Annotated in this window: 18 protein-coding genes; 7 read left to right on the forward strand and 11 right to left on the reverse strand. The window is 46.0% G+C overall.

The genetic code is table 11. The features are described 5' to 3' along the window. Genes BN6465_RS19145 through BN6465_RS19155 form a run of 3 tightly spaced genes read left to right on the forward strand, consistent with a single transcriptional unit; the run spans window position 1 to window position 3,317 of the window. Window positions 1–1,056: a D-alanine--D-alanine ligase family protein gene (locus BN6465_RS19145; RefSeq protein ID WP_066738200.1), complete on the forward strand. Its 1,056-nt coding sequence runs from the start codon at window positions 1–3 to the stop codon at window positions 1,054–1,056. 51 nt (window positions 1,057–1,107) lie between these two features. Then, window positions 1,108–2,490, forward strand: coding sequence for a UDP-N-acetylmuramoyl-tripeptide--D-alanyl-D-alanine ligase (locus BN6465_RS19150; protein ID WP_066738203.1), 1,383 nt, complete (start codon window positions 1,108–1,110; stop codon window positions 2,488–2,490). A gap of 14 nt (window positions 2,491–2,504) precedes the next feature. Continuing rightward, window positions 2,505–3,317 (forward strand): Cof-type HAD-IIB family hydrolase, encoded by an 813-nt coding sequence (locus BN6465_RS19155; RefSeq protein WP_066738206.1) that lies wholly within the window; start codon window positions 2,505–2,507, stop codon window positions 3,315–3,317. A 2-nt stretch (window positions 3,318–3,319) separates the two neighbouring features. On the opposite strand, the gene BN6465_RS19160 is transcribed toward BN6465_RS19155, so the two are convergent. From BN6465_RS19160 to BN6465_RS19190, 6 genes are all read right to left on the reverse strand, one after another. Continuing rightward, window positions 3,320–4,210 (reverse strand): D-psicose 3-epimerase, encoded by an 891-nt coding sequence (locus BN6465_RS19160; RefSeq protein ID WP_066738209.1) that lies wholly within the window; start codon window positions 4,208–4,210, stop codon window positions 3,320–3,322. Window positions 4,211–4,248: 38 nt separating this feature from the next. Then, window positions 4,249–5,253 carry a LacI family DNA-binding transcriptional regulator gene (locus BN6465_RS19165; RefSeq protein ID WP_066738212.1) on the reverse strand — a complete coding sequence of 335 codons (1,005 nt, stop codon included), beginning with the start codon at window positions 5,251–5,253 and terminating at the stop codon, window positions 4,249–4,251. A gap of 178 nt (window positions 5,254–5,431) precedes the next feature. Further along, window positions 5,432–6,391, reverse strand: coding sequence for a carbohydrate kinase family protein (locus tag BN6465_RS19170; RefSeq protein WP_066738806.1), 960 nt, complete (start codon window positions 6,389–6,391; stop codon window positions 5,432–5,434). Between the two features lie 321 nt (window positions 6,392–6,712). Continuing rightward, complete coding sequence (gene spoVG / locus BN6465_RS19180) at window positions 6,713–6,997, reverse strand: septation regulator SpoVG (protein WP_066738807.1); 285 nt, start codon at window positions 6,995–6,997, stop codon at window positions 6,713–6,715. A 47-nt stretch (window positions 6,998–7,044) separates the two neighbouring features. Continuing rightward, window positions 7,045–8,163, reverse strand: coding sequence for a glucose-1-phosphate adenylyltransferase subunit GlgD (gene glgD, locus BN6465_RS19185; protein ID WP_066738217.1), 1,119 nt, complete (start codon window positions 8,161–8,163; stop codon window positions 7,045–7,047). After that, the gene (locus BN6465_RS19190; protein WP_066738219.1) at window positions 8,163–9,434 is read right to left on the reverse strand and encodes a glucose-1-phosphate adenylyltransferase; all 1,272 of its coding nucleotides are present in this window, start codon (window positions 9,432–9,434) and stop codon (window positions 8,163–8,165) included. The genes glgD and BN6465_RS19190 overlap by 1 nt, the downstream gene beginning before the upstream one ends. Before the next feature lie 230 nt (window positions 9,435–9,664). On the opposite strand from BN6465_RS19190, the gene murC reads away from it, so the two are divergent. The 4 genes from murC (at window position 9,665) to BN6465_RS19210 (ending at window position 14,458) form a co-directional block, all read left to right on the forward strand. Continuing rightward, complete coding sequence (murC, locus tag BN6465_RS19195) at window positions 9,665–11,041, forward strand: UDP-N-acetylmuramate--L-alanine ligase (RefSeq protein WP_066738221.1); 1,377 nt, start codon at window positions 9,665–9,667, stop codon at window positions 11,039–11,041. 104 nt (window positions 11,042–11,145) lie between these two features. Further along, window positions 11,146–12,261, forward strand: a complete 1,116-nt coding sequence (locus tag BN6465_RS19200) for a DnaD domain protein (RefSeq protein WP_066738223.1) — start codon at window positions 11,146–11,148, stop codon at window positions 12,259–12,261. 14 nt (window positions 12,262–12,275) lie between these two features. Further along, complete coding sequence (locus BN6465_RS19205; protein WP_066738227.1) at window positions 12,276–13,271, forward strand: ATP-binding protein; 996 nt, start codon at window positions 12,276–12,278, stop codon at window positions 13,269–13,271. Beyond that, a complete protein-coding gene (locus BN6465_RS19210) occupies window positions 13,271–14,458 on the forward strand; it encodes a ribose-phosphate pyrophosphokinase (protein WP_066738229.1) in 1,188 nt (395 codons plus the stop codon). Before BN6465_RS19205 ends, BN6465_RS19210 begins: the two co-directional genes overlap by 1 nt. 41 nt (window positions 14,459–14,499) lie before the next feature. Here the strand turns inward: BN6465_RS19210 and BN6465_RS19215 are convergent, their stop codons facing one another. The 5 genes from BN6465_RS19215 to asnS form a co-directional block, all read right to left on the reverse strand. Continuing rightward, the gene (locus BN6465_RS19215) at window positions 14,500–16,059 is read right to left on the reverse strand and encodes an ATP-binding protein (RefSeq protein WP_066738232.1); all 1,560 of its coding nucleotides are present in this window, start codon (window positions 16,057–16,059) and stop codon (window positions 14,500–14,502) included. 3 nt (window positions 16,060–16,062) lie between these two features. Further along, entirely contained in the window at window positions 16,063–17,118 is a 1,056-nt protein-coding gene (locus tag BN6465_RS19220) for a metallophosphoesterase family protein (protein WP_066738235.1), read from the reverse strand. Then, entirely contained in the window at window positions 17,036–18,253 is a 1,218-nt protein-coding gene (locus BN6465_RS19225; RefSeq protein ID WP_066738245.1) for a sensor histidine kinase, read from the reverse strand. The genes BN6465_RS19220 and BN6465_RS19225 overlap by 83 nt, the downstream gene beginning before the upstream one ends. After that, on the reverse strand, window positions 18,243–18,935 hold the full coding sequence (gene vanR, locus BN6465_RS19230; protein WP_066738248.1) for a VanR-ABDEGLN family response regulator transcription factor: 693 nt from the start codon (window positions 18,933–18,935) through the stop codon (window positions 18,243–18,245). Before vanR ends, BN6465_RS19225 begins: the two co-directional genes overlap by 11 nt. Before the next feature lie 101 nt (window positions 18,936–19,036). Continuing rightward, window positions 19,037–20,428: an asparagine--tRNA ligase gene (gene asnS, locus BN6465_RS19235; protein ID WP_066738251.1), complete on the reverse strand. Its 1,392-nt coding sequence runs from the start codon at window positions 20,426–20,428 to the stop codon at window positions 19,037–19,039. Window positions 20,429–20,519: the final 91 nt, after the last annotated feature.

A 20,519-nucleotide genomic window follows, 5' to 3' on the forward strand; every position in this document is an offset into this window, starting at 1 on the left:
ATGAAAATTATAGTACTAACGGGGGGGTTAAGCGGCGAGCGTGACGTCTCCCTCACCTCGGGGGCAGAAATCTGCCGTGCGTTAAGAGGGCGTGGACATCAGGCAATTCTTCTTGATGTATTTCTGGGACTTCCGAACGCCCCGGAGAATCTGGAAGAGGTATTCGATCTTCCGGGTGCCAACCTCGAGATTGCAGATGGAATCAAATCAACCGAGCCGGACATTGAAGCCGTCAAAGCTTCCCGTGAAGATAAATCTGATTGTTTCTTCGGCCCAAATGTTATTGAACTATGCCGTATGGCCGATATCGCCTTTTTAGGCCTGCACGGTGGTTATGGTGAAGACGGCCGCCTGCAGGCGGCATTCGACCTTTTAGGAATTCGGTATACAGGGCCGGACTCTCTGGGCAACGTACTTGCCATGGATAAAAGTGTCACGAAGCAGATTTTTAACATGAATAACATACCGACACCGGAAGGAACATGGCTTTATAAAAAGTCAAAGGATAAACCCCTGTCAGAATTTGGGCTTTCTCTGCCCGTTGTCGTAAAGCCCTGCTCAGGTGGTTCAAGCATCGGCGTTTATATTTGCCATACAGAAGAGGAATATAGAAAGGCAGTCGAAGAATCTTTTGTTCATGAGGACTGCGTTATCATTGAATCGTACATCAAAGGGCGTGAATTTGCCTGCGGAATTATCGACGGTAAGGCGCTTCCGGTCATAGAGATTATTCCCAAATCTGGATTTTTTGATTACGCCAACAAATATCAGGCCGGTTGTACGGAAGAAATCTGCCCCGCCAATATACCGGATGAGATTGCCCGACAGATGCAGAAATCCACGGAACATGCTTACCGTGCCCTAAAACTCAATGTCTATTCCAGAGCAGACTTCCTGCTTGATGACAATGGCAATATATACTGCTTAGAGGTCAATACCCTTCCGGGCATGACCGCAGCCAGCCTTCTTCCAAAGGAAGCTGCTGCGGCGGGAATCGAATTTGGCAGCTTATGCGAATTAATTGTTGAAAAATCTTTAGATGCGAGATATCGTTAAATATCAGCGGCGATATCATGAACCCTTCAGAACAGAAAAAGGAAATACGCCATGAAACATATGACTTTACATAACATTACAACTGCCTGCCACGGGGTCTACTGTGGCAGTGATGATTTATTACAGCGTGAAATAGCCGGTGTCGCGATCGACAGCCGCAAGATTGAAAAGGACTTCCTCTTTGTCCCTATCAAGGGCGCTAAAGTAGACGGCCATAGCTTTATTCCACAAGTCATGGAGGCCGGAGCTCTCTGCACGTTATCTGAGCAGGACATCCCGGAAGCCGGTTATCCCTATATTAAGGTAGATTCCTCAGAGCAGGCTTTGATGGCTCTAGCCGTATACTACCGAAATTCTCTGGACATCAAAGTAGTCGGTGTCACCGGAAGCGTAGGAAAGACAAGTACAAAGGAGACCGTTGCCTCCGTTCTTTCCCAAAAATACAATGTACTCAAGACGGAAGGGAACTATAACAACGAAATAGGACTTCCTCTGACCATATTCAACATCACCGAGGAGCACGAAATTGCAGTTCTGGAGATGGGAATCGATCATTTTGGAGAAATGCACCGTCTGGCCACAGTCAGTCAGCCCGACATCTGTATTATCACGAATATCGGTCTGGCACATTTAGAGAATCTTGGAAGCCGTGACGGTATCCTTCAGGCAAAGACCGAGGTGTTCGACCATTTAAAGCCCAATGCCACTGTGCTATTAAATGGAGATGATGATAAACTTCAGACAATCTCATCCGTTCAGGGCAGGCCGCCTGTTTTCTTTGGATTGGCGGAAAATCTGGACGCCTACGCAGATGATATAGAAAATCTGGGCCTAAAAGGAACTATGTGTACCCTTCACCTTCCAACCGGAAAAGTACGCGTACATATCCCTGTTCCCGGAAAACATATGCTCTACAACGCGCTTGCCGGCGCGTGCACGGGAATCGCCCTCGGCCTTACACTGCAGGAAATAAAAGCCGGCATCGAAAGTCTGCGGACGATAGCGGGAAGAACCAATCTAATCGAAACATCTTCCCTCATGATTATCGATGACTGTTACAATGCCAGTCCGGCTTCCATGCAGGGCGCCTTGGATGTTCTTTCCTATGCGCTGGGACGTACCGTCGCCGTCATGGGTGACATGTTCGAACTTGGCGCCAACGAAAAAGAGCTCCACTACAACACCGGCGTATACGCGTCCCGGAAGGGAATCGACGTCATCTGCTGCATCGGAAAGCTCTCCCGCAACACTTGGGAGGGGGCATCCGCCCAGAGACGTATTCAAGGTAATAAAAACGCAGCCTACTACTTCGAAACAAAAGAGGAATTTATGTCTAAGATAGACACGATTATTCAGAAAGGCGACACTGTCATGGTCAAGGCTTCCCACAGTATGAACTTTCCTGAGATTGTAGAAAAACTGAAGACATTTTAGCAGGGGGAACCATCATGAAATATCAGATACTTGTGCTTGACTTGGATGGCACGCTGACCAACTCCAACAAGCAGATAACAGAGCCGACTCGCGCGGCTCTTCTTGAGATACAAGAGCAGGGGAAAAAGGTGGTACTCGCGTCAGGGCGACCCACACAGGGTGTTGTCCCTCTGGCAGAAAGCCTGCGGCTCTCCGCTTATGGAAGTTACATCCTCTCCTTCAATGGCGCGCGCATTATCGACTGCCGCTCCGGGGCCCTTATCTACAACAAAACCTTGCCGTTGGAAATCACTGCGCCTCTCTACGATATCTGCCGGAATTACACCGTAGATATGGTATCCTATGACACGGCGGAGCTGATTTCCGCCTTTACCCCCAACCGCTATACCGAGTCTGAGTCCCGTATCAATCACATGCCAATCCGGCGGACAGAAAATTTCTGTGAGTACGTCTCCGGCTACCCAAACAATAAATTTCTAGTGACCGGGGAACCAGATGAAATTGCCAGAGTGCAGAAGGAGCTCACCAACAAGTTCCGGGGGCTTCTCAACATCTATTGCTCAGAGCCTTACTTTTTAGAGATTATGCCTCAGAAAATTGACAAGGCTTTCTCTCTTCAACGCCTTTTGAACAGTATCGGACTGACATCTGACGAGATGATCTGCTGTGGAGACGGCTACAATGATGTAACCATGATCGAGAGTGCGGGATTGGGAGTGGCGATGCAGAACGCCCAGCCCCTCGTGCTTGAAAAAGCCGACTTCATCACCAAGTCGAATGATGAAGACGGCGTCCTTCACGTAATCAATGAGTTCATGCGAGACTAGGCTTACTGATAATCCAGCATATATCTCTGAAAATACAGTGCTTTTTTGGCCGACTCATCCAATGCTTTTTCACTGATGTCGGGAATCATATTGCGCCAAACTTTAATATCCTGCCCAATCTGTCCCCCCGGCATGACAAAGGGCTCCATAACAATGGGGCCATCGTACTGTATGGCCCGCAGCGCATCGTGTATTTCTCTCCACGGAATCCGTCCCTCTCCGGGTACCATTCTGTTACATTCCCCCGTATGAAAATGGCCAAGAAGAGGGCCCGCCGTCCGAATGGCTTCACCGATGCTCTGCTCCTCGATATTCATATGGAACGTGTCCAGCATGACCTTAACATTTTTCGCTTCCCCTTCTAATTGGTGGACTGCCTTTACAAAGTCCACGCCTTCCTTTGCCGTATTAAGTACATGGTTCTCAAACCGGTTCAGGCACTCCATTCCCAGAGTATTAATTCCACACTGCGCAGCTATCTTTCCAAGCTTTGCCATGCCTTCAATCCCTCTTTCCACATCTCCCTTTTTGTCCACCGTCTTCGTATAGTCAACAGGCCAGCAAGAATAGAGCGCACCGCCAATCAATGTGGCGTGAAGCTTTTCCATCCGTTTAAATAAATCCGTGTAGAACTTTAACGCATTTTCGCGCACCCCCGCATCCGAAGATGCAATATTATTTTCCGGAGCCGGCCCGTACCCTACCGTAATACGCACCCCATATTCCTTCGCGCACTCCCGCAATTCCAAAAGCTGGGCGTCCGAATATAAGGGAAGAGGCCCCGCCGCAATCTCCAAAATATCAAATCCCAGACTGGCGGCCTTTTTTATGTATTGTATATAATCCCCCGTCCATTCATGCTCCCAATACGCATAATAAATCCCATGTTCCATACCCTGATACCTCCTCCATCTCATTTTCTCCTACTCTTTTAAAACGTCTCTCTGATTAATGGCGCCTCCAGCAAAATATTCTGTGTTTCTCTTTCCGGAAAAGCGATTCTGCCAACTAGCAGTTCTGCCGCTCTTCTTCCCAATTCAAAGGAATCGCGCTCAATATAGTTATGAGAAATCCCCAAAATATCAAGCATCTCTATTCTGTCCAGACTCACATGTGTATAGGTATTTTGCCGCCCCATTTCGTAAACGGCCTGCAGGTACCCCCTCCCCAGACTGTTGTTGCAGGTAATGACCGCGTCAGGCTGCTCTTTTCTTTTCAACAGCTGTTTGGTTGTCTCATAAGCATATCCCCTATGATATTCACCGTGAAATACAAGACTGGTATCCAATGGCAGCCCCGCTTCCTTTAGTCCCTCCAAATATCCCTCATATCGCTCAGAGGCCAGTACATTACTCCTGTTATTGCCGTTAATAATCGCTATGCGGCTGCATCCCTTCTCTGCCAATGTCACTACCGTCTGCCTCAGCGCCGATTTGTCATCAAAATGTACCGTGTCAAACGGCAGCCCGATGTCACGGTCTATGCATATTACAGGGCATTTCAGCGCTGCCAGCATCCGCTCAATCTCTTTTCGCTTTCCCACTGCTTCATAATTGACCGCCGGAACATAGAGCACGCCCCTGACTCTCTGGGTATCCATCAACGCCAATGCCGTCATGTCCTTTTCCTCATCATCGTCATTGCTGCAGTAAAGAAGTGATAAATCATTTTTATTCACAATCTCCTCGATTCCTGAAAATAATTCACCAAAAAAGCTATTGCTGATTTCAGGGACTATCACTCCGACTGTCGATGATACCTGTTTGGATAGGTTCCTAGCCGTAGCCGACGGCGTATAGCTGAGTTCTTTCATAATCTGCTCAATCTTTAGTCTGGTCCCTTGTTCCACTTTTTCCGGAGAATTCAGCACTCTGGATACGGTTGCCTTAGATACCTCTGCTCTTTTAGCGATATCTGAAATTGTCGCATTCTTCATTTCACTTTTTCTCCCTCGCTATGTAACCGGTTACATCTAAGTCATATTATATGCTTTTCGACACTATTCGTCAATATTATTTACACAATTCAAAGAGAAAAAACTATAAAAAATGTACCCGGACATTACGACAGATTAGTTCTGCACATGATATCTGGGTACATCCTTATTTTCCATATTATTTTATCAACTTTTCAATCTCTTCTTTTTCCGGCATGGAGCGAATCGCACCTTTTTTCGTTGTAATCAAGGATGCCGCTGCATTGGCAAATGTCAGCATCTCCTTTAAATCTTCTTCGCTCAATTCCTCCAGTCCATGCTCCAGCACATAATTGAGCACACTGCCACAGAAAGTATCTCCGGCGCCTGTCGTATCTACCACATTCTCCTGCACAAAGCCCGGTACTTCTACGCGCATATCTTTATAGTATGCCCGGCTTCCTTCCTTTCCAAGGGTGAGACATACAAGCGGAATCTGGAACCGTTCCCTGATGATTCGAATACCCTCGTCGTAGTCTTCCACTCCGGTCACGAACTGAATCTCATTGTCAGAAATCTTCAATATATCACAATACTGCATGGCGTTCAGCATCTGCTCCTTCGCCAGCTCCATAGAACTCCACAGCGGAGGCCGCAGATTCGGGTCGAGGGAAACAATCAGGCCATTATCCTTGGCCGCTTTCACAGCCTTCATTGTAGCGCTTCTCACCTCGTCATGCGTCATGGACAGCGTGCCAAAGTGGAAAATTCTGGCCTGCTTCAATACCTCCTCATCCACTTCTTCCTCCCGAAGCATCATATCCGCTCCCGGATTTCTGTAAAATGAGAATTCCCTGTCCCCATCCGGAAAGGTATGTACAAATGCAAGGGTCGTATGAACCTCCTCATCCATAAGCAGGCAGGAAGAATCGATCCCCGCTTCCTCGATTGTCTCTTTCAGAAGACGGCCGAACTGGTCATTTCCCACTTTTCCGATAAACGCGGTCTTCTTTCCCAGCTTTCTAAGAATGGCAAGCACATTACAAGGCGCCCCTCCGGGATTCGCCTCAAAAAGGTTGTTTCCCTGACCACTCTTTCCGTTCAGTGTAAAATCAATCAACATTTCCCCCAGCGCAATTACATCATAGTTCTTATTCATATGCAGCCGCTCCTTTTCCTCATTTTTTATCTTTTTTCTTGTTGTCATTTTACTTTGAAGAAACATAAATGTCAATCACAAAGAAAGTTCCCTGTGTTGAATAAAGTGGACAAGTCCCATTCAACTCCCTATATCCCTCACCCATGAGGGACTTGTACACTTTGCGCGCCAATGTGCGGCTGCGAAGCAGCTTTCCCCTGCACATTGTGTGCATCCCCCCAGAGGGTTTTTATAACATAAGGAACGAAGTTCCCTATGTTATAAAAAGCGGGCAGAAGATTCTGCCCGCCCATACTTTTCATTTTCCCAATGACTTCCAATCTAAGCTTCAGCCACTGCTGTCTCTTCTTCCTGTAACGCTTCTTCATACTTATCCAGAATAATCTTCTGAATTCGTTCTCTTGTTCCAGAATTGATTGGATGCGCAATATCTCGATATTCGCCGTCTAATGCTTTTTTACTTGGCATAGCGATGAAAAGTCCTTTTTCTCCCTCAATTACTTTGATATCATGTACTACAAACTCCTCATCCATAGTAATTGAAACTACTGCTTTCAGCTTTCCTTCCTTCGCTACTTTACGTACGCGTACATCTGTGATCTGCATTCCTTCTAGCCCCTTTCTCCAGTATTGCATTGCGCTAACCTCTCGTCCTACAATGCGTAACGTTCGTTCTTTTCTACGACTACCTTCACACCATTTTCCCCAACATGACGTGTGTTTGCCCGTATTGTGTCACGGCTCTCTACAATACAATTCTCGATGTATGTGTTATCTCCCAGATATACATCATTAAGTATGATAGAATTTTTAATAACACAATTATTTCCCACAAACGCTTTCTTGAACAAAATAGAATTCTCCACGGTACCGTTGATGATACAGCCACTGGCCACAAGGCTATTCTTTACAACCGCCCCCGGATTGTACTTCGCCGGCGGCAAATCTGTCACCTTAGAATAGATGTCCGGATGCTGCTTAAAGAAGTAATTCCTTACTTCTGGTTTCAGGAAATCCATATTTGTCTGGTAATAAGCATCTACTGTAGAAATATTGCTCCAGTAGTCCTTTATTTTATAACCATATATCTTTTTCAGATTCTTGTACCTAATCAAGATATCTGTTACAAAATCGTGTCTTTCTTCCTCTGCGCAGTGCTCGATCAAGTCAATCAACTGTCTTCTCCGGATTACATAAATACCGGTAGAGACGGTGTTGGAATTCGCGATCATCGGCTTCTCTTCGAATTCTTCTATACGCATAGACTCGTTCATCTTCACCGTGCCGAAGCGGCTGGCATCCTCATTCGGGCCCAAATCCTTGCATACTACTGTAATATCTGCTTTCTTTGCAATATGATATTCCAAGACCTTATTGTAATCAAGCTTATATACCGCGTCGCCGGATGTGATGATAACATACGGCTCATGGCATCTCTTCAGAAAATCTAAGTTCTGGTAAATGGCATCCGCCGTTCCTCTGTACCAATAACCGTTATCCACTGTGATGGTCGGAGTGAACACATATAGACCGCCTTGTTTTCTACCGAAATCCCACCATTTAGAGGAATTCAAATGCTCATTCAGTGAACGTGCATTGTACTGTGTGAGTACCGCCACTTTCTGAACGTGGGAGTTAGACATGTTACTGAGGGCAAAGTCTATACATCTATAGCTGCCTGCGATAGGCATAGCAGCCACCGCACGTCTGTGGGTGAGCTCACGCATCTTATTACTGTTTCCGCCTGCTAAAATAATCCCTACTGCTCTCATTATCTGTCACCCGCCTTTACTAATGCTTCGCCGCTTTCAAGTACGCCGTTTTCATAATCTTCCTTCGTTGTCGTTCCGCTGATAGCAGTGTTCTTACCTATCTGTACACCGGACGGGATTACAGAATTCTCTCCTATTGTCACCAGTCCGGAATTATAGATATCCGGCCTAAGCTGGTTCGGCACTTCACTTCCGATTCCCAGCGTAACATTGTCACCAATCAATACATTCTCTGCAATGATGGCCTTATCTATCACACAATTAGCGCCAATATTAACATCCTTCATAATGATAGAATCACGGACAACGGTGCCTTGTCCTATCGTAACACCGGAACCGATTACACAGTTATGCACTTCACCGCATATCTCCGCTCCGTCTCCTATAATACTTCTCTCAATCACAGACTGCTCTGAGATATATTGAGGTGGAATAATATCACTGTTGGTATAAATCTTCCAGAACTCTTCATATAAATTAAATTCAGGTATAATATCAATTAATTCCATATTGGCTTCCCAATAGGAATTGAGTGTCCCTACGTCCTTCCAATAGCCATTATATTCATAGGCAAACAGACGCTTCGCGTTTTCATGGCAGTAAGGAATGATATGTTTTCCAAAGTCACAGCTTGGCTGATCCTGAAGCGATATCAGCGCATCCCGTAATACCGGCCAGCTGAATATGTATATTCCCATGGAAGCCAGATTACTTCTTGGATTCTCGGGTTTTTCTTCAAATTCAGTGATTTTGTTATCCTCATCCGTGATTACGATACCGAAACGGCTTGCCTCCTCGATTGGTACTGGCATGGCTGCTATTGTGACATCCGCATTATTCTCCTTGTGGAAATCAAGCATTACCTCATAGTCCATCTTATAGATATGGTCGCCAGATAAAATCAATACATAATCCGGATTGAACGTCTCCATATAGTCCAGATTCTGATAAATGGCATTCGCAGTACCGGTGTACCACTCACTGCTTGTACTCTTTTCATACGGCGGGAGAATCGCGACACCTCCAATGTTACGGTCCAAATCCCAAGGAATACCAATGCCGATATGTGTATTAAGCCGAAGCGGCTGATATTGTGTCAGCACACCAACCGTATCAATACCTGAGTTGATACAGTTGCTGAGCGGGAAGTCAATAATTCTGTATTTACCTCCAAAAGCAACGGCCGGCTTTGCGACCTTCGCAGTTAAGACTCCGAGCCTGCTGCCTTGTCCTCCTGCTAATAACATTGCTATCATCTCTTTTTTTATCATGTCTTCACCCCTTCTCAGTAATTCTAGTTCTTACATTATAACATAACACGTTCACTTAGTGAACATTTTTTACAAAAATTTTTACAATATTGTTTACTTTTTATGAAAATATTACAAAAAGAAATGGCTTGGTTTTTTTTGCATATATGTATATAATATAAAAGTAAAGTTTAAATTATGACTGAAATATGATTTATAAAATAAGTTTAACAGAACAGGAAGTGTGATTTATGTATAAAATTAATTTTAAAAAACCATGTCACGTTCATTTCATCGGAATCGGCGGTATCAGTATGAGCGGCCTTGCAGAGATTCTTCTGGAAGAGCATTTTACCGTTTCCGGCTCCGACTCCAAAGAATCCCCGTTGACCGATCATCTTACCGCAAACGGGGCCTCCATTTTTTATGGACAAAAATCTTCAAATATAATAGAAGGAATCGATGTCGTAGTCTATACAGCCGCAATTCACGACGACAATGAAGAACTTGCCGAGGCAAAGCGCCGTAATCTTCCGCTTCTGTCACGGGCAGAACTTCTCGGCCAGCTGATGACAAATTACGAGACACCGATTGCAGTATCCGGAACCCATGGCAAGACGACTACCACTTCCATGCTCTCCCATATATTTCTGGCCGGCGAACTGGATCCTACAATCTCTGTAGGTGGGATATTAAAGGCTATCGGCGGAAATATACGTGTAGGGAACTCCGGGCTTTTTGTGACAGAAGCTTGTGAATACACGAACAGTTTCCTTCATTTTTTCCCGAAAATAGGGATTATTCTTAACATTGACGCCGATCATCTTGATTTTTTCAAAGATCTGGACGACATCCGTGATTCTTTCCATAAATTTGCCCAGCTACTTCCCACAGACGGGACATTGATCGTAAACGGCGATATCGATAAACTTGATATGATTACCTCGGGCCTTACATGCAATATTATCACTTACGGCAAAGAGACCTCTATGGATTACTGCGCAACTGGCATTTCTTACGATGAAAAAGGAAATGCTTCTTTTGATGTCATCAAATCCGGGCATACGCTGGGGCGCATCACGCTCACCGTGGGAGGCGAGCATAATGTGTGGAATGCTTTGTCCGCAGTTGCCACAGCCTGTCTTCTTGACATTCCATTTGCCGTTATCCAAAAGGGGCTTTCCGCATTTCATGGCACGGATAGACGTTTTGAGTACAAGGGCGAACTGAACGGCATCACAATCATTGATGATTACGCCCACCATCCGACAGAGATCGAGGCTACCTTGACATCCGCCAAGCACTACCCCCACCGGGAGATTTGGTGCGTCTTCCAGCCCCACACCTACACACGAACAAAGGCATTGTTCCAAGAGTTCGCAGCGGCCCTCTCTCATGCAGATCATGTGATTCTGGCGGACATTTATGCGGCAAGAGAGACCGATACACTGGGCATCACATCAGAACAGCTTGCCGAGGCCGTAAAATCAGAGGGCGGTGACGCCGTCTATCTTTCAAGCTTTAAAAATATAGAGCAATATCTACTCCAGCACTGCCAAAACGGAGACCTGTTGATAACCATGGGAGCCGGAGATGTCGTGAATATCGGGGAAGAACTTTTAAAATAGTAGTTATCCACATTTTCTACACAAAATTATCCACAAAAAAGTGCTTTTTCCCGCTCACAGTTAGTGTTATACTAATCAAGCAAGTATAAGAAGGGGGCGGGAATATGAGCGCATTAATTTTACGTAACCGTTTTCAGGGGAATACCACCCTCGTGGAAAATGAATTTATCGACAATTATATGGCGGCAGCCAACGGAGAGTACGTGAAAGTATACCTTCTGCTGCTGCGCCATCTGAATAACCCTTGTGTATCCCTGAGTATCGCCCACATGGCCGATTGTCTCGAGAATACAGAAGGTGATATACTCCGTGCGCTAAAGTATTGGGAAAAGGAAGGGCTTCTCACTTTAGAATACGACCGTGCAGGAAGCGTGGTCGGCTTGGAAGTGGGACGTGTCCCGAAGCGCAGTGGTCCTGAGGCTGAAGCAGCGTTTGCTTCTCCCGCGTATCCCGGCGGCCCGGCAGCACAGGCAGCCGCTGATACTCTGCCTTCCCAGACTTCTCAGGTACTCCCGGTGGCCCCTGCTTCTCCGGTATCCGAGCCGGATATTCCCCTTGCCCCGAAGCGGAGCGCTTCCAGAAGCCGCAAGGAATTGAAGCAGATTCTATTTATTGCAGAGCAATATTTAGGTAAGACATTGACAAGAACGGATGTAGATACAATTACATACTTTTATGATTCTCTGGGATTTTCTGCTGATTTAATCGAATACCTAATCGAATACTGTGTGGAGAATGGCCATAAGAGTATGCATTATATACAGAAAGTCGCCCTTTCATGGGCGGACGAGCATATTACCAGTGTAGAGCAAGCAAAGAATACTTCAGCATTGTACAACAAGACTTGTTATTCCATTCTCAACGCGTTCGGCATAAAAGGGCGGGGACCCGCTGTGGCTGAATTGGAGTTCATCCGCAAATGGACGGACACCGACGGGACAGATTTAGAACTCATACTGGAGGCTTGTAACCGTACAATCAGTGCTATCCATCAGCCAAGTTTTGAATATACAGACCGGATACTGCAGAACTGGCGCTCACATAATGTGCGCACACTGGCGGATGTCAGGATACTGGATTCTGCCTACGAGCAGGAAAAGAATGCCCAGAAAAAAAGCAGCGCCAAAAAGCCGGCATCCACTAAGGCTTCACAGAGTGGTTATATCGAGCGTTCCTATGACATGGATGAATTGGAAAAGCAACTGCTTAACAGCCACTGACAAGGAGGTATACCGTGCCTTTAAGTAACGAACAGCATAACGCTCTCATGCGTATGTATGAGCAAAAACAATTAAAAAGCCGTGACCGCCTTAACCGGCGTTATGAAGAAATCTACGAGAAGCTTCCCGCTGTCAAAGAAGTCGACAACATGATTTCCTTTCTGAGCGTGAATCAGGCCAGAAAGCTTTTGGCAGGTGATACAGCGGCTCTTGAAGAATTAAAGAAGGAGATTCACAATCTTGCCGATAAGCGCAGCAGGCTGCTTGCAGCCGCAGGTTATCCCCAAGACTATCTGGAGCCGGTTTATGAGTGCTCTGACTGTCATGATACCGGATATATTGGTAAGAACAAATGCCACTGTTTTCTGAAAGCGGCTATTGACCTCTTCTACACCCAGTCTAACCTGCAGGAGATTCTATCACAGGAGAATTTTGACACCTTCTCTCTTGATTTTTATTCCTGCAACTATATTGACCGTCTGACGGGCGCAAGTTCTCTGGATATTGCCAAGAGAGCTCTTACTGTCTGTCGAGATTTTGTCGCTGATTTTGACAGCTGTTTTCACAATCTGTTGTTATATGGCAGTACCGGAACCGGCAAAACCTTCCTCACCCACTGTATTGCCCGGGAATTGATTGAAACTTCCCACTCCGTCCTGTATCTGACGGCCGCCTCTCTTTTGGACATCTTCCAGAACCGGGCGCTGGACCGGGAGGATTTGAATGAAAGCGCTTATGAGCACATACTCGACTGCGATTTACTGATAATTGATGATCTGGGAACTGAGCGAAGCACCGCGTTTACCGTATCCCAGCTTTTTGTCTGCTTCAATGAGCGGATACTGCGAAAAAAATCTACAATTGTGTCAACCAATTTGTCTTTGGATGATATAAAATCTAGATATACAGAACGTATTTTTTCAAGAATCAGCAGCCATTACACTATGCTGCGGTTAGTTGGAGATGATATTCGAATTCAAAAGAAACTAATGAACAGGGAGGCAGACTAATGTTACACCGAACAGAACGTAATCTGGACAATATTCCGGTAGGGTCCCTTGGCATCATTGCTTTGGACGGCTGTCAGGAGATGGGGAAAATGGTAGATGATTACCTTGTGCAATGGCGCAGGGAAGATACCAACGCCAACAAAGACAATATTGTCTACACCGGATATGAAAAGGACACTTATCTCATCAATGCGAAAGTGCCACGCTTTGGCTCCGGGGAAGCGAAGGGAATCATCGAAGAATCAGTGAGAGGAAAGGATATCTATCTGATGATTGATGTATTGAATTACAGCCTGACCTACTCGCTTACGGGAAATATCAACCACATGTCACCGGACGACCATTTCCAGAATCTCAAACGTATTATTGCCGCAGTAGGCGGCAAGGCAAGACGCTTGAACGTCATTATGCCGTTTCTCTATGAAAGCCGCCAACACAAACGCAGCGGCAGAGAATCATTGGACTGTGCGCTTGCTCTTCAGGAGCTTGTCCGCATGGGGGTAGATAATATACTTACCTTTGACGCCCATGACCCACGGGTTCAGAACGCGATTCCCCTCAGCGGTTTTGAGACGATACGTCCAGCTTACCAGTTTGTAAAAGGACTGCTCCGCAATGTGAAGGATCTTCAGATAGACAGCGACCATATGATGGCTATCAGCCCGGACGAGGGCGCTACAGGACGTGCCATTTATCTTGCCAACGTACTTGGTCTGGACATGGGAATGTTCTACAAACGCCGTGATTACACTCGTATCGTGAACGGGCGCAACCCCATAGTAGCTCATGAATTTTTGGGCTCCTCCGTGGAAGGCAAGGATGTGATTATTTTAGATGACATGATTTCCTCCGGAGACAGTATTCTAGACGTAGCCAAACAGTTGAAAGCCCGCAAGGCAAAACGAATTTTCGCCGCGGCTACATTCGGACTTTTCACCAATGGTTTGGACAAGTTCGACAAAGCTTACGAGGATGGACTTTTGGACGGGATTCTGACCACCAATCTGATTTATCAGACGCCGGAACTCCTGAGCAAACCTTATTATATTGACTGCGACATGAGCAAATATATTGCACTTGTCATCGATACATTGAACCACGATGGCTCAATCAGCGATATCCTTGATCCAAGCGAACGTATCCAGAATATTCTTCAAAAGTATCGCAACGGCGAGGAAATCAATTAATCAAATTCATCACTTAAAAAACGGACTCTTCGGAGTCCGTTTTAAATCTCAATTTTGTTATATGCTGCCCCTATTTCTTTCAAGGCATCCTCTTCTCTTTTTTGGCACGTAAAAATCAATACCTGCCGGTCGTCCTCCGCCAGCCAACACAGTGTCTGCGCAAGTCTCCTATCATCGTAATAGGCAAAGGTATCGTCGAGGATAACGGGATACTTCTCCTCGTGAAGCACATCCGACGACGCCATTCGAAGCGCAAAATAAACCTGTTCGATAGTTCCCCTGCTCACCTGCTCCACAGCTACCTTGCGCCCATCGGAAAGCAGGTGGATATGCAGCTCTTCGTCTACCCACACCTTCTCATACTTGCCTCCGGTAATTTTATTGAGAATGGAAGATACTTTTTCATTTAAAATTTCTCCCAGCCTGTCCTGCATGTCTTTTGACAGCTTCATAATCGTATCCACTGCCATTTCAAGCGCCAGACGCTTCTTTTCCTGTTCCTTATATACTAAGCTCACCTCGTCCAGTTCCTCCAGCTGTTCCTGAAGGTTGCCGTACTGTATCTGCTTCTCTTTGTAATCCTCTCTAAGCTTCTCACTGCGCCACAGGGCTTTTTCCAGATTAGATTCTATCAAGACCTGCTCTTCCTCTTCCTGCTCCTGCTGTAAATCGACGGGTTTCTTATTTCTCCCGTCTTTCATGCAGTTCCACACGTACAACCCTTCTGCCAGCGCTACCACGATAGCCACCAGAAAGTTCCATGGCCGGTGAAATAAAACAAAAGACAAGATAAAAGCGGCAACCATGCCAAACAGCTCCAGCGGATGGATTCTCCACTTGTCAAACGTTCCCGCCTGCTCTTCCTGCTCTTGCATGCGTGCCTGTTCTTCTTCCTTCTCTTTTTTCTTAGAGAGATAGATGTCCGCCTTCTCCTGTGCCTGTGCAAGCTCTTTCTCCAGCTGATGGAGATCTCTCCAGACATAAGAAGCCTCCAGTTCAATCTTATCCCGCTTTTTCTGCTTTTCCCTGCCGGCCTCCTTTACTTCCTTTTCCAGCTCTTTCTTCTTATTCTTCAGCAAAGAAACAGCCCCGTCCAGATTAATCTCTCCATTCCCGGACGCATAATAATTAGCCGCATAGTTCTTTAGTTCAGCGGCCAGAGGCTGCCCTGTGGGGGCTTTGAGCTGTCCAACCGCCACCGTATTCTCATACTCCGCCTCTCCCATACCTTCCAGAAGCATCTCCAAGTCTCCATGCTCCAATGACAATTCTTCCCCGTCATCTTCGCAAAAGAGAATCGCTTTCTTCGAATACTTATCAAAATTCCGCTCCAACCTAAAATTCCGGTTCCCACAGGAGAACCTCAAGATTCCCGCATAATAATTAGGCTGTTCCCAAGGTTCATACATTCGAAAGGTATCATTGACAGACGCTCTTCCGCGCCCTCTCTCCAGTCCAAACAGCATCGCCTTTAGAAAGGTATGTACCGTAGACTTTCCCGACTCATTCTCCCCGTAAACTAAATTAATTCCTTCTGACAGCCGAATATTCTTTTCTGTAAATTTCCCAAAATTTTTGAGAGTCATCTCAGTCAGTTTCATCCATTAACCCCTTTTCGTCTCCAAAAGCGCCTTTACACCTTCAAACAATGCTTGATATTCCACACTACCCTTTTTGCTCTCCCTAAGGCACTCAATATATTTGCCCAGCAGGTTCTCTGAATTCTGTCTCTGCAGCTTATCAAAATCATAAGCCGGTTCGGTCTCGTCAACAATCTCCAGAATATTTCCATATACATCCATGCTGTCTACTTCATAGAGCATGTCAGGCTCCCTAAAACCTGTCAGCACAATTTTAAAAATATTTTCTGTTCCCCTGTCCGCAATCATGCTTGTAAGCTTTTCCTTCACTGCACGGCTCGTCATCTTCGCATCCACTTCCACTTCCATGAAAATGTATTCTCTCCCCGCAAAAGGAACAAACTCAGCTCTTGTCTCCCCACCAATTATCTCGCCACGGATAAATCCATGCTTTCCTGTGTCGTTCTTATCTGTAGGCTCCAGAGACCCTGCGTAATAAATCTGATTCTTTTCTACTGCCGCCGGTTTATGAATATGTCCCAGAGCAATATAATCATAACCCAAGTCAATTAATTTATTTCTATTTATCGGAATATGCTTCTCATCTCCTCCATGGGCCAACAAGATTTCTATAGGCTGTCTGTGCTGCGGAAACGCATAATCGTAAAGTCTTTCCGTTATCTCCCTCTGGTGATAACTCAAACCGTATATGCACACCCCCAGTTCTTCCAGCTCTGCCACATCTATGCTTTCCCCAAATAGGGGATATACGTTCTCGCTCCACTGAAATGTCCGGTAATAGGAAGACGGCTTTATATAATCGTGGTTGCCGGCTATCAGCGCCACCTTCGTCACAGAAAGATTTGAGAAGAGATAATCCACCTCCTTCAACTCCCGCAAAAGCGGCTGACGGTGGAAGAGATCCCCCGCCAGCAGCAGCAAATCTACTCTCTCCTCTTCGCAAACTTTTAGAAGCCTTTCAAAGCTCTCCCACAATTCAGTGCCGCGGTTTTCTGTGTATGAACTTCCTGCGTCCGGACTTGCACCTAAATGTACGTCCGCTGCGTGTATGAACTTCATGTTTCTCCCCTTCTTTCTTCAGTGGCAGTACCACAATAAATCTCGTTTTTTCCTCATCGCTCTCCGCCCGGATAGTCCCGCCGTGCAGTTCCACTATCTCCTTGGCAATGGCCAGCCCCAGACCTGCTCCCCCGGTGCTGCTCGAGCGGGCAAGGTCGGCCCGGTAGAACTTATCAAATATACGCTCCAGCTGCTCCTCAGGAATCTTCTCTCCCTCATTGGCAAAGCTGATTCCCACCGCGTCGCCCAAAAGTACCGCCGATATTTCTAATGAAGTATTTTCTTTACAGTAAACAATAGCATTTCTTAAGATATTATCAAAAACTCTGGCCAGCTTATCCGGATCGCCATAGATAATCAGCTCTTCCTCTGCCTCTACTTGACAGCTCAGCCCCTTTTCTTGAAGAACTCCATATAGCTCATCGGCAATCTGCTCCAGCATCATTGTCAAATTCAGCTCCACAGGTTCCAAGACGATATCCTGTAGATTGAATTTCGTAATTTCAAAAAATTCACTGATCAAATCCCCAAGCCTGATTGCTTTTTCCAGAGAAATGTGTGTATATCTCGCCCGCTCCTCCACCGACATCTCTGGATGAGAATCTAGCATGGACAAATATGCCACCACCGAGGTGAGCGGCGTCTTCAGATCATGTGCCAAAAACAGCACCAAATCATTCTTCTTTTGCTCAATCTGGGCTGCCTCCTGCTCCTGTCTCTTTAACGTATTTTTAATTTCATTCAGCTTCAGTTCCAGTGGCTTCAGTTCTGTGATAAGATGAATGGGCTCGGCGGAATCCGAGAGAATATTCTCAATCCCCTCCCCCACCTGATCCAAATACTTTGTCATCTTTGACAGCGCTATGTAAAAAAACAGTGAGAACAATGCAAGGAAACCAAGTATCATAAAAAACACTTTGTTATCCCCGATAAGCTGCCAGTATAGACTGACCGCCGTCTCTTCGCTGACATTCATATCTCTCATAAACTGTACGAACAGGTTCGCAAAACTGTCATTGTATATCCCGTCGATCACGAATTCTAAAATTACTCCGCCCACAAGAACGGTCAGAGCCGTTACAAAGACAGTCTGCAGCAAAATACTGAGCTTTAGCTTTCGATAATTATTCTTCAACTTTATATCCAACTCCCCATACCGTCTTGATGAAATCCGATTTGCCAGTCGGCCCGCTCATCTTCTCACGCAGGTGCCGGATATGTACCATCACGGTATTGTTGCTGTTTTTATAGTAGTTTTCTTTCCATACTGATTCAAATAGCTGTTCTGAACTTATGACCTTTCCACGATTTTCGCATAAAAGCCACAAAATATCAAACTCAATAGGCGTCAGCATCAACTGGCGCTCATTAAATGTACACTCGTGGGATTGTTTTTTCAGAACAAGGCCGCCAAAGTCGATAACCTCATCGTCCTCATTCTTAGCTCCGTCATTGTACTGGGTATAACGGCGCATTTGGGCTTTCACCCGCGCCACCAGCTCAAGCGGATTAAAGGGCTTCGGTATGTAATCATCCGCCCCCATCGTAAGACCTGTGATTTTATCTAGATACTCCGTCTTCGCCGTCAGCATGATAACCGGGAATGTATACTTCTCCCGAATCTTCTTTAAAATGGTGAAACCGTCAATATCAGGCAGCATCACATCCAGAATTGCAAGATCTATTTTCGTATTCTCTATACAGGCGAGGGCTTCCCCGCCTGTATAAAATTTTAAGACATGATATTCATTCTGCAGATAAAGCTCTACAACATCTGCAATCTCCTTTTCGTCATCTACAACTAAAATATTATTCATACTCTGCCTCCTGTTCCTTTCAGGTGTCGTGCTCCCCCACTTCTCTCACCTTCTTCACAGTCTGCAGACCCGCCTCCGGGTCTTATATACCGGCTCCCAGCCTATAACTCACAGTTATTTACAGTTCTCGGGAACGGCACAACGTCGCGGATATTCTGCATACCAGTCAGATACATCACACAGCGCTCAAAACCAAGTCCGAATCCGGCATGTCTGGTAGAGCCATATTTTCTCAAATCCAGATAAAATTCATAATCCGCCTCATTGAGGTTCATCTCTTTCATCCTAGCGACCAGCTTATCGTAGTCATCTTCCCTCTGGCTTCCCCCGATAATCTCACCGATTCCCGGCACCAGACAATCTACTGCCGCAACCGTCTTGTTGTCCTCATTCATCTTCATATAGAATGCCTTGATATCCTTCGGATAATCCGTTACAAACACCGGGCGCTTATATACTTCTTCCGTAAGGTATCTCTCATGCTCCGTCTGCAGGTCTGCCCCCCATGACACTTTATATTCAAATTTATCGTTGTTCTTATCAAGAATGTCAATAGCCTCCGTGTACGTGACACGCGCAAAATCCGAATTCACCACATGGTTCAAGCGCTCCAGCAACCCTTTATCCACAAATGAATTGAAGAAATTCATCTCCTCCGGCGCCTGCTCTAACACATAGCTGATGATATATTTGAGCATACTCTCAGCCAGCATCATATCGTCATCCAAATCCGCAAAAGCGATCTCCGGCTCAATCATCCAGAACTCTGCAGCATGGCGCGTCGTATTAGAATTCTCCGCGCGGAAGGTCGGGCCAAAAGTATAGATATTGCGGAAAGCCTGCGCATATGTCTCGCCGTTCAGCTGGCCGCTGACAGTCAAGCTTGTTTCTTTATTGAAGAAATCCTGTGTATAGTCCACCGTGCCGTCCGGATTCTTCGGCACATTCTCCAAATCGAGGGTAGTGACACGGAACATCTCGCCTGCCCCCTCACAGTCACTTCCGGTAATCAGCGGAGTATGCACATAGACAAACCCTCTCTCCTGAAAGAACTTGTGAATTGCATAGGCAACCAAAGAGCGCACACGAAATACAGCCTGAAATGTATTCGTGCGTGGTCTTAAATGAGCGATAGTCCTCAAATACTCGAAACTGTGGCGCTTCTTCTGGAGTGGATAGTCCGGAGCGGACGCACCTTCCACTTCCACCTCTTCCGCCTGAATCTCAAACGGCTGCTTCGCCTGCGGAGTAGCTATTAAAGTCCCCCTGACAACAATGGCCGCTCCTACATTTAATTTAGATATCTCCGCAAAATTGTCCATGGTGTCATGATAGACTACCTGCAATGGCTCAAAAAAAGAACCGTCATTTACTACTATGAATCCAAAAGCCTTGGAATCACGAATGCTGCGGACCCAGCCGCCGATACGGACTTCCTTGCCCAGATACTGCTCCTTGTTCTTATATAATTCTTTGACTGTTATTAATTCCATGATAAAATTCCTCCATCGTCTTACTGATTGCAATACTCATACTGTGCCGGCCGGGCACACTAGTCAATGCCGTCATGGGCCTATTATAACA

Origin of the sequence: Bariatricus massiliensis (assembly GCF_900086725.1) — a bacterium.
Taxonomy (GTDB): domain Bacteria; phylum Bacillota; class Clostridia; order Lachnospirales; family Lachnospiraceae; genus Allocoprococcus; species Allocoprococcus massiliensis.

Excerpts from the sequence above, each read along its gene's own strand:
- BN6465_RS19145 (WP_066738200.1), top strand. The coding sequence starts at position 1 with ATGAAAATTATAGTACTAACGGGGGGGTTAAGCGGCGAGCGTGACGTC.
- BN6465_RS19150 (WP_066738203.1), top strand. The coding sequence starts at position 1,108 with ATGAAACATATGACTTTACATAACATTACAACTGCCTGCCACGGGGTC.
- BN6465_RS19155 (WP_066738206.1), top strand. The coding sequence starts at position 2,505 with ATGAAATATCAGATACTTGTGCTTGACTTGGATGGCACGCTGACCAAC.
- BN6465_RS19160 (WP_066738209.1), bottom strand. The coding sequence starts at position 4,210 with ATGGAACATGGGATTTATTATGCGTATTGGGAGCATGAATGGACGGGG.
- BN6465_RS19165 (WP_066738212.1), bottom strand. The coding sequence starts at position 5,253 with ATGAAGAATGCGACAATTTCAGATATCGCTAAAAGAGCAGAGGTATCT.
- BN6465_RS19170 (WP_066738806.1), bottom strand. The coding sequence starts at position 6,391 with ATGAATAAGAACTATGATGTAATTGCGCTGGGGGAAATGTTGATTGAT.
- spoVG (WP_066738807.1), bottom strand. The coding sequence starts at position 6,997 with ATGCAGATCACAGATGTACGCGTACGTAAAGTAGCGAAGGAAGGAAAG.
- glgD (WP_066738217.1), bottom strand. The coding sequence starts at position 8,163 with ATGAGAGCAGTAGGGATTATTTTAGCAGGCGGAAACAGTAATAAGATG.
- BN6465_RS19190 (WP_066738219.1), bottom strand. The coding sequence starts at position 9,434 with ATGATAAAAAAAGAGATGATAGCAATGTTATTAGCAGGAGGACAAGGC.
- murC (WP_066738221.1), top strand. The coding sequence starts at position 9,665 with ATGTATAAAATTAATTTTAAAAAACCATGTCACGTTCATTTCATCGGA.
- BN6465_RS19200 (WP_066738223.1), top strand. The coding sequence starts at position 11,146 with ATGAGCGCATTAATTTTACGTAACCGTTTTCAGGGGAATACCACCCTC.
- BN6465_RS19210 (WP_066738229.1), top strand. The coding sequence starts at position 13,271 with ATGTTACACCGAACAGAACGTAATCTGGACAATATTCCGGTAGGGTCC.
- BN6465_RS19215 (WP_066738232.1), bottom strand. The coding sequence starts at position 16,059 with ATGAAACTGACTGAGATGACTCTCAAAAATTTTGGGAAATTTACAGAA.
- BN6465_RS19220 (WP_066738235.1), bottom strand. The coding sequence starts at position 17,118 with ATGAAGTTCATACACGCAGCGGACGTACATTTAGGTGCAAGTCCGGAC.
- vanR (WP_066738248.1), bottom strand. The coding sequence starts at position 18,935 with ATGAATAATATTTTAGTTGTAGATGACGAAAAGGAGATTGCAGATGTT.
- asnS (WP_066738251.1), bottom strand. The coding sequence starts at position 20,428 with ATGGAATTAATAACAGTCAAAGAATTATATAAGAACAAGGAGCAGTAT.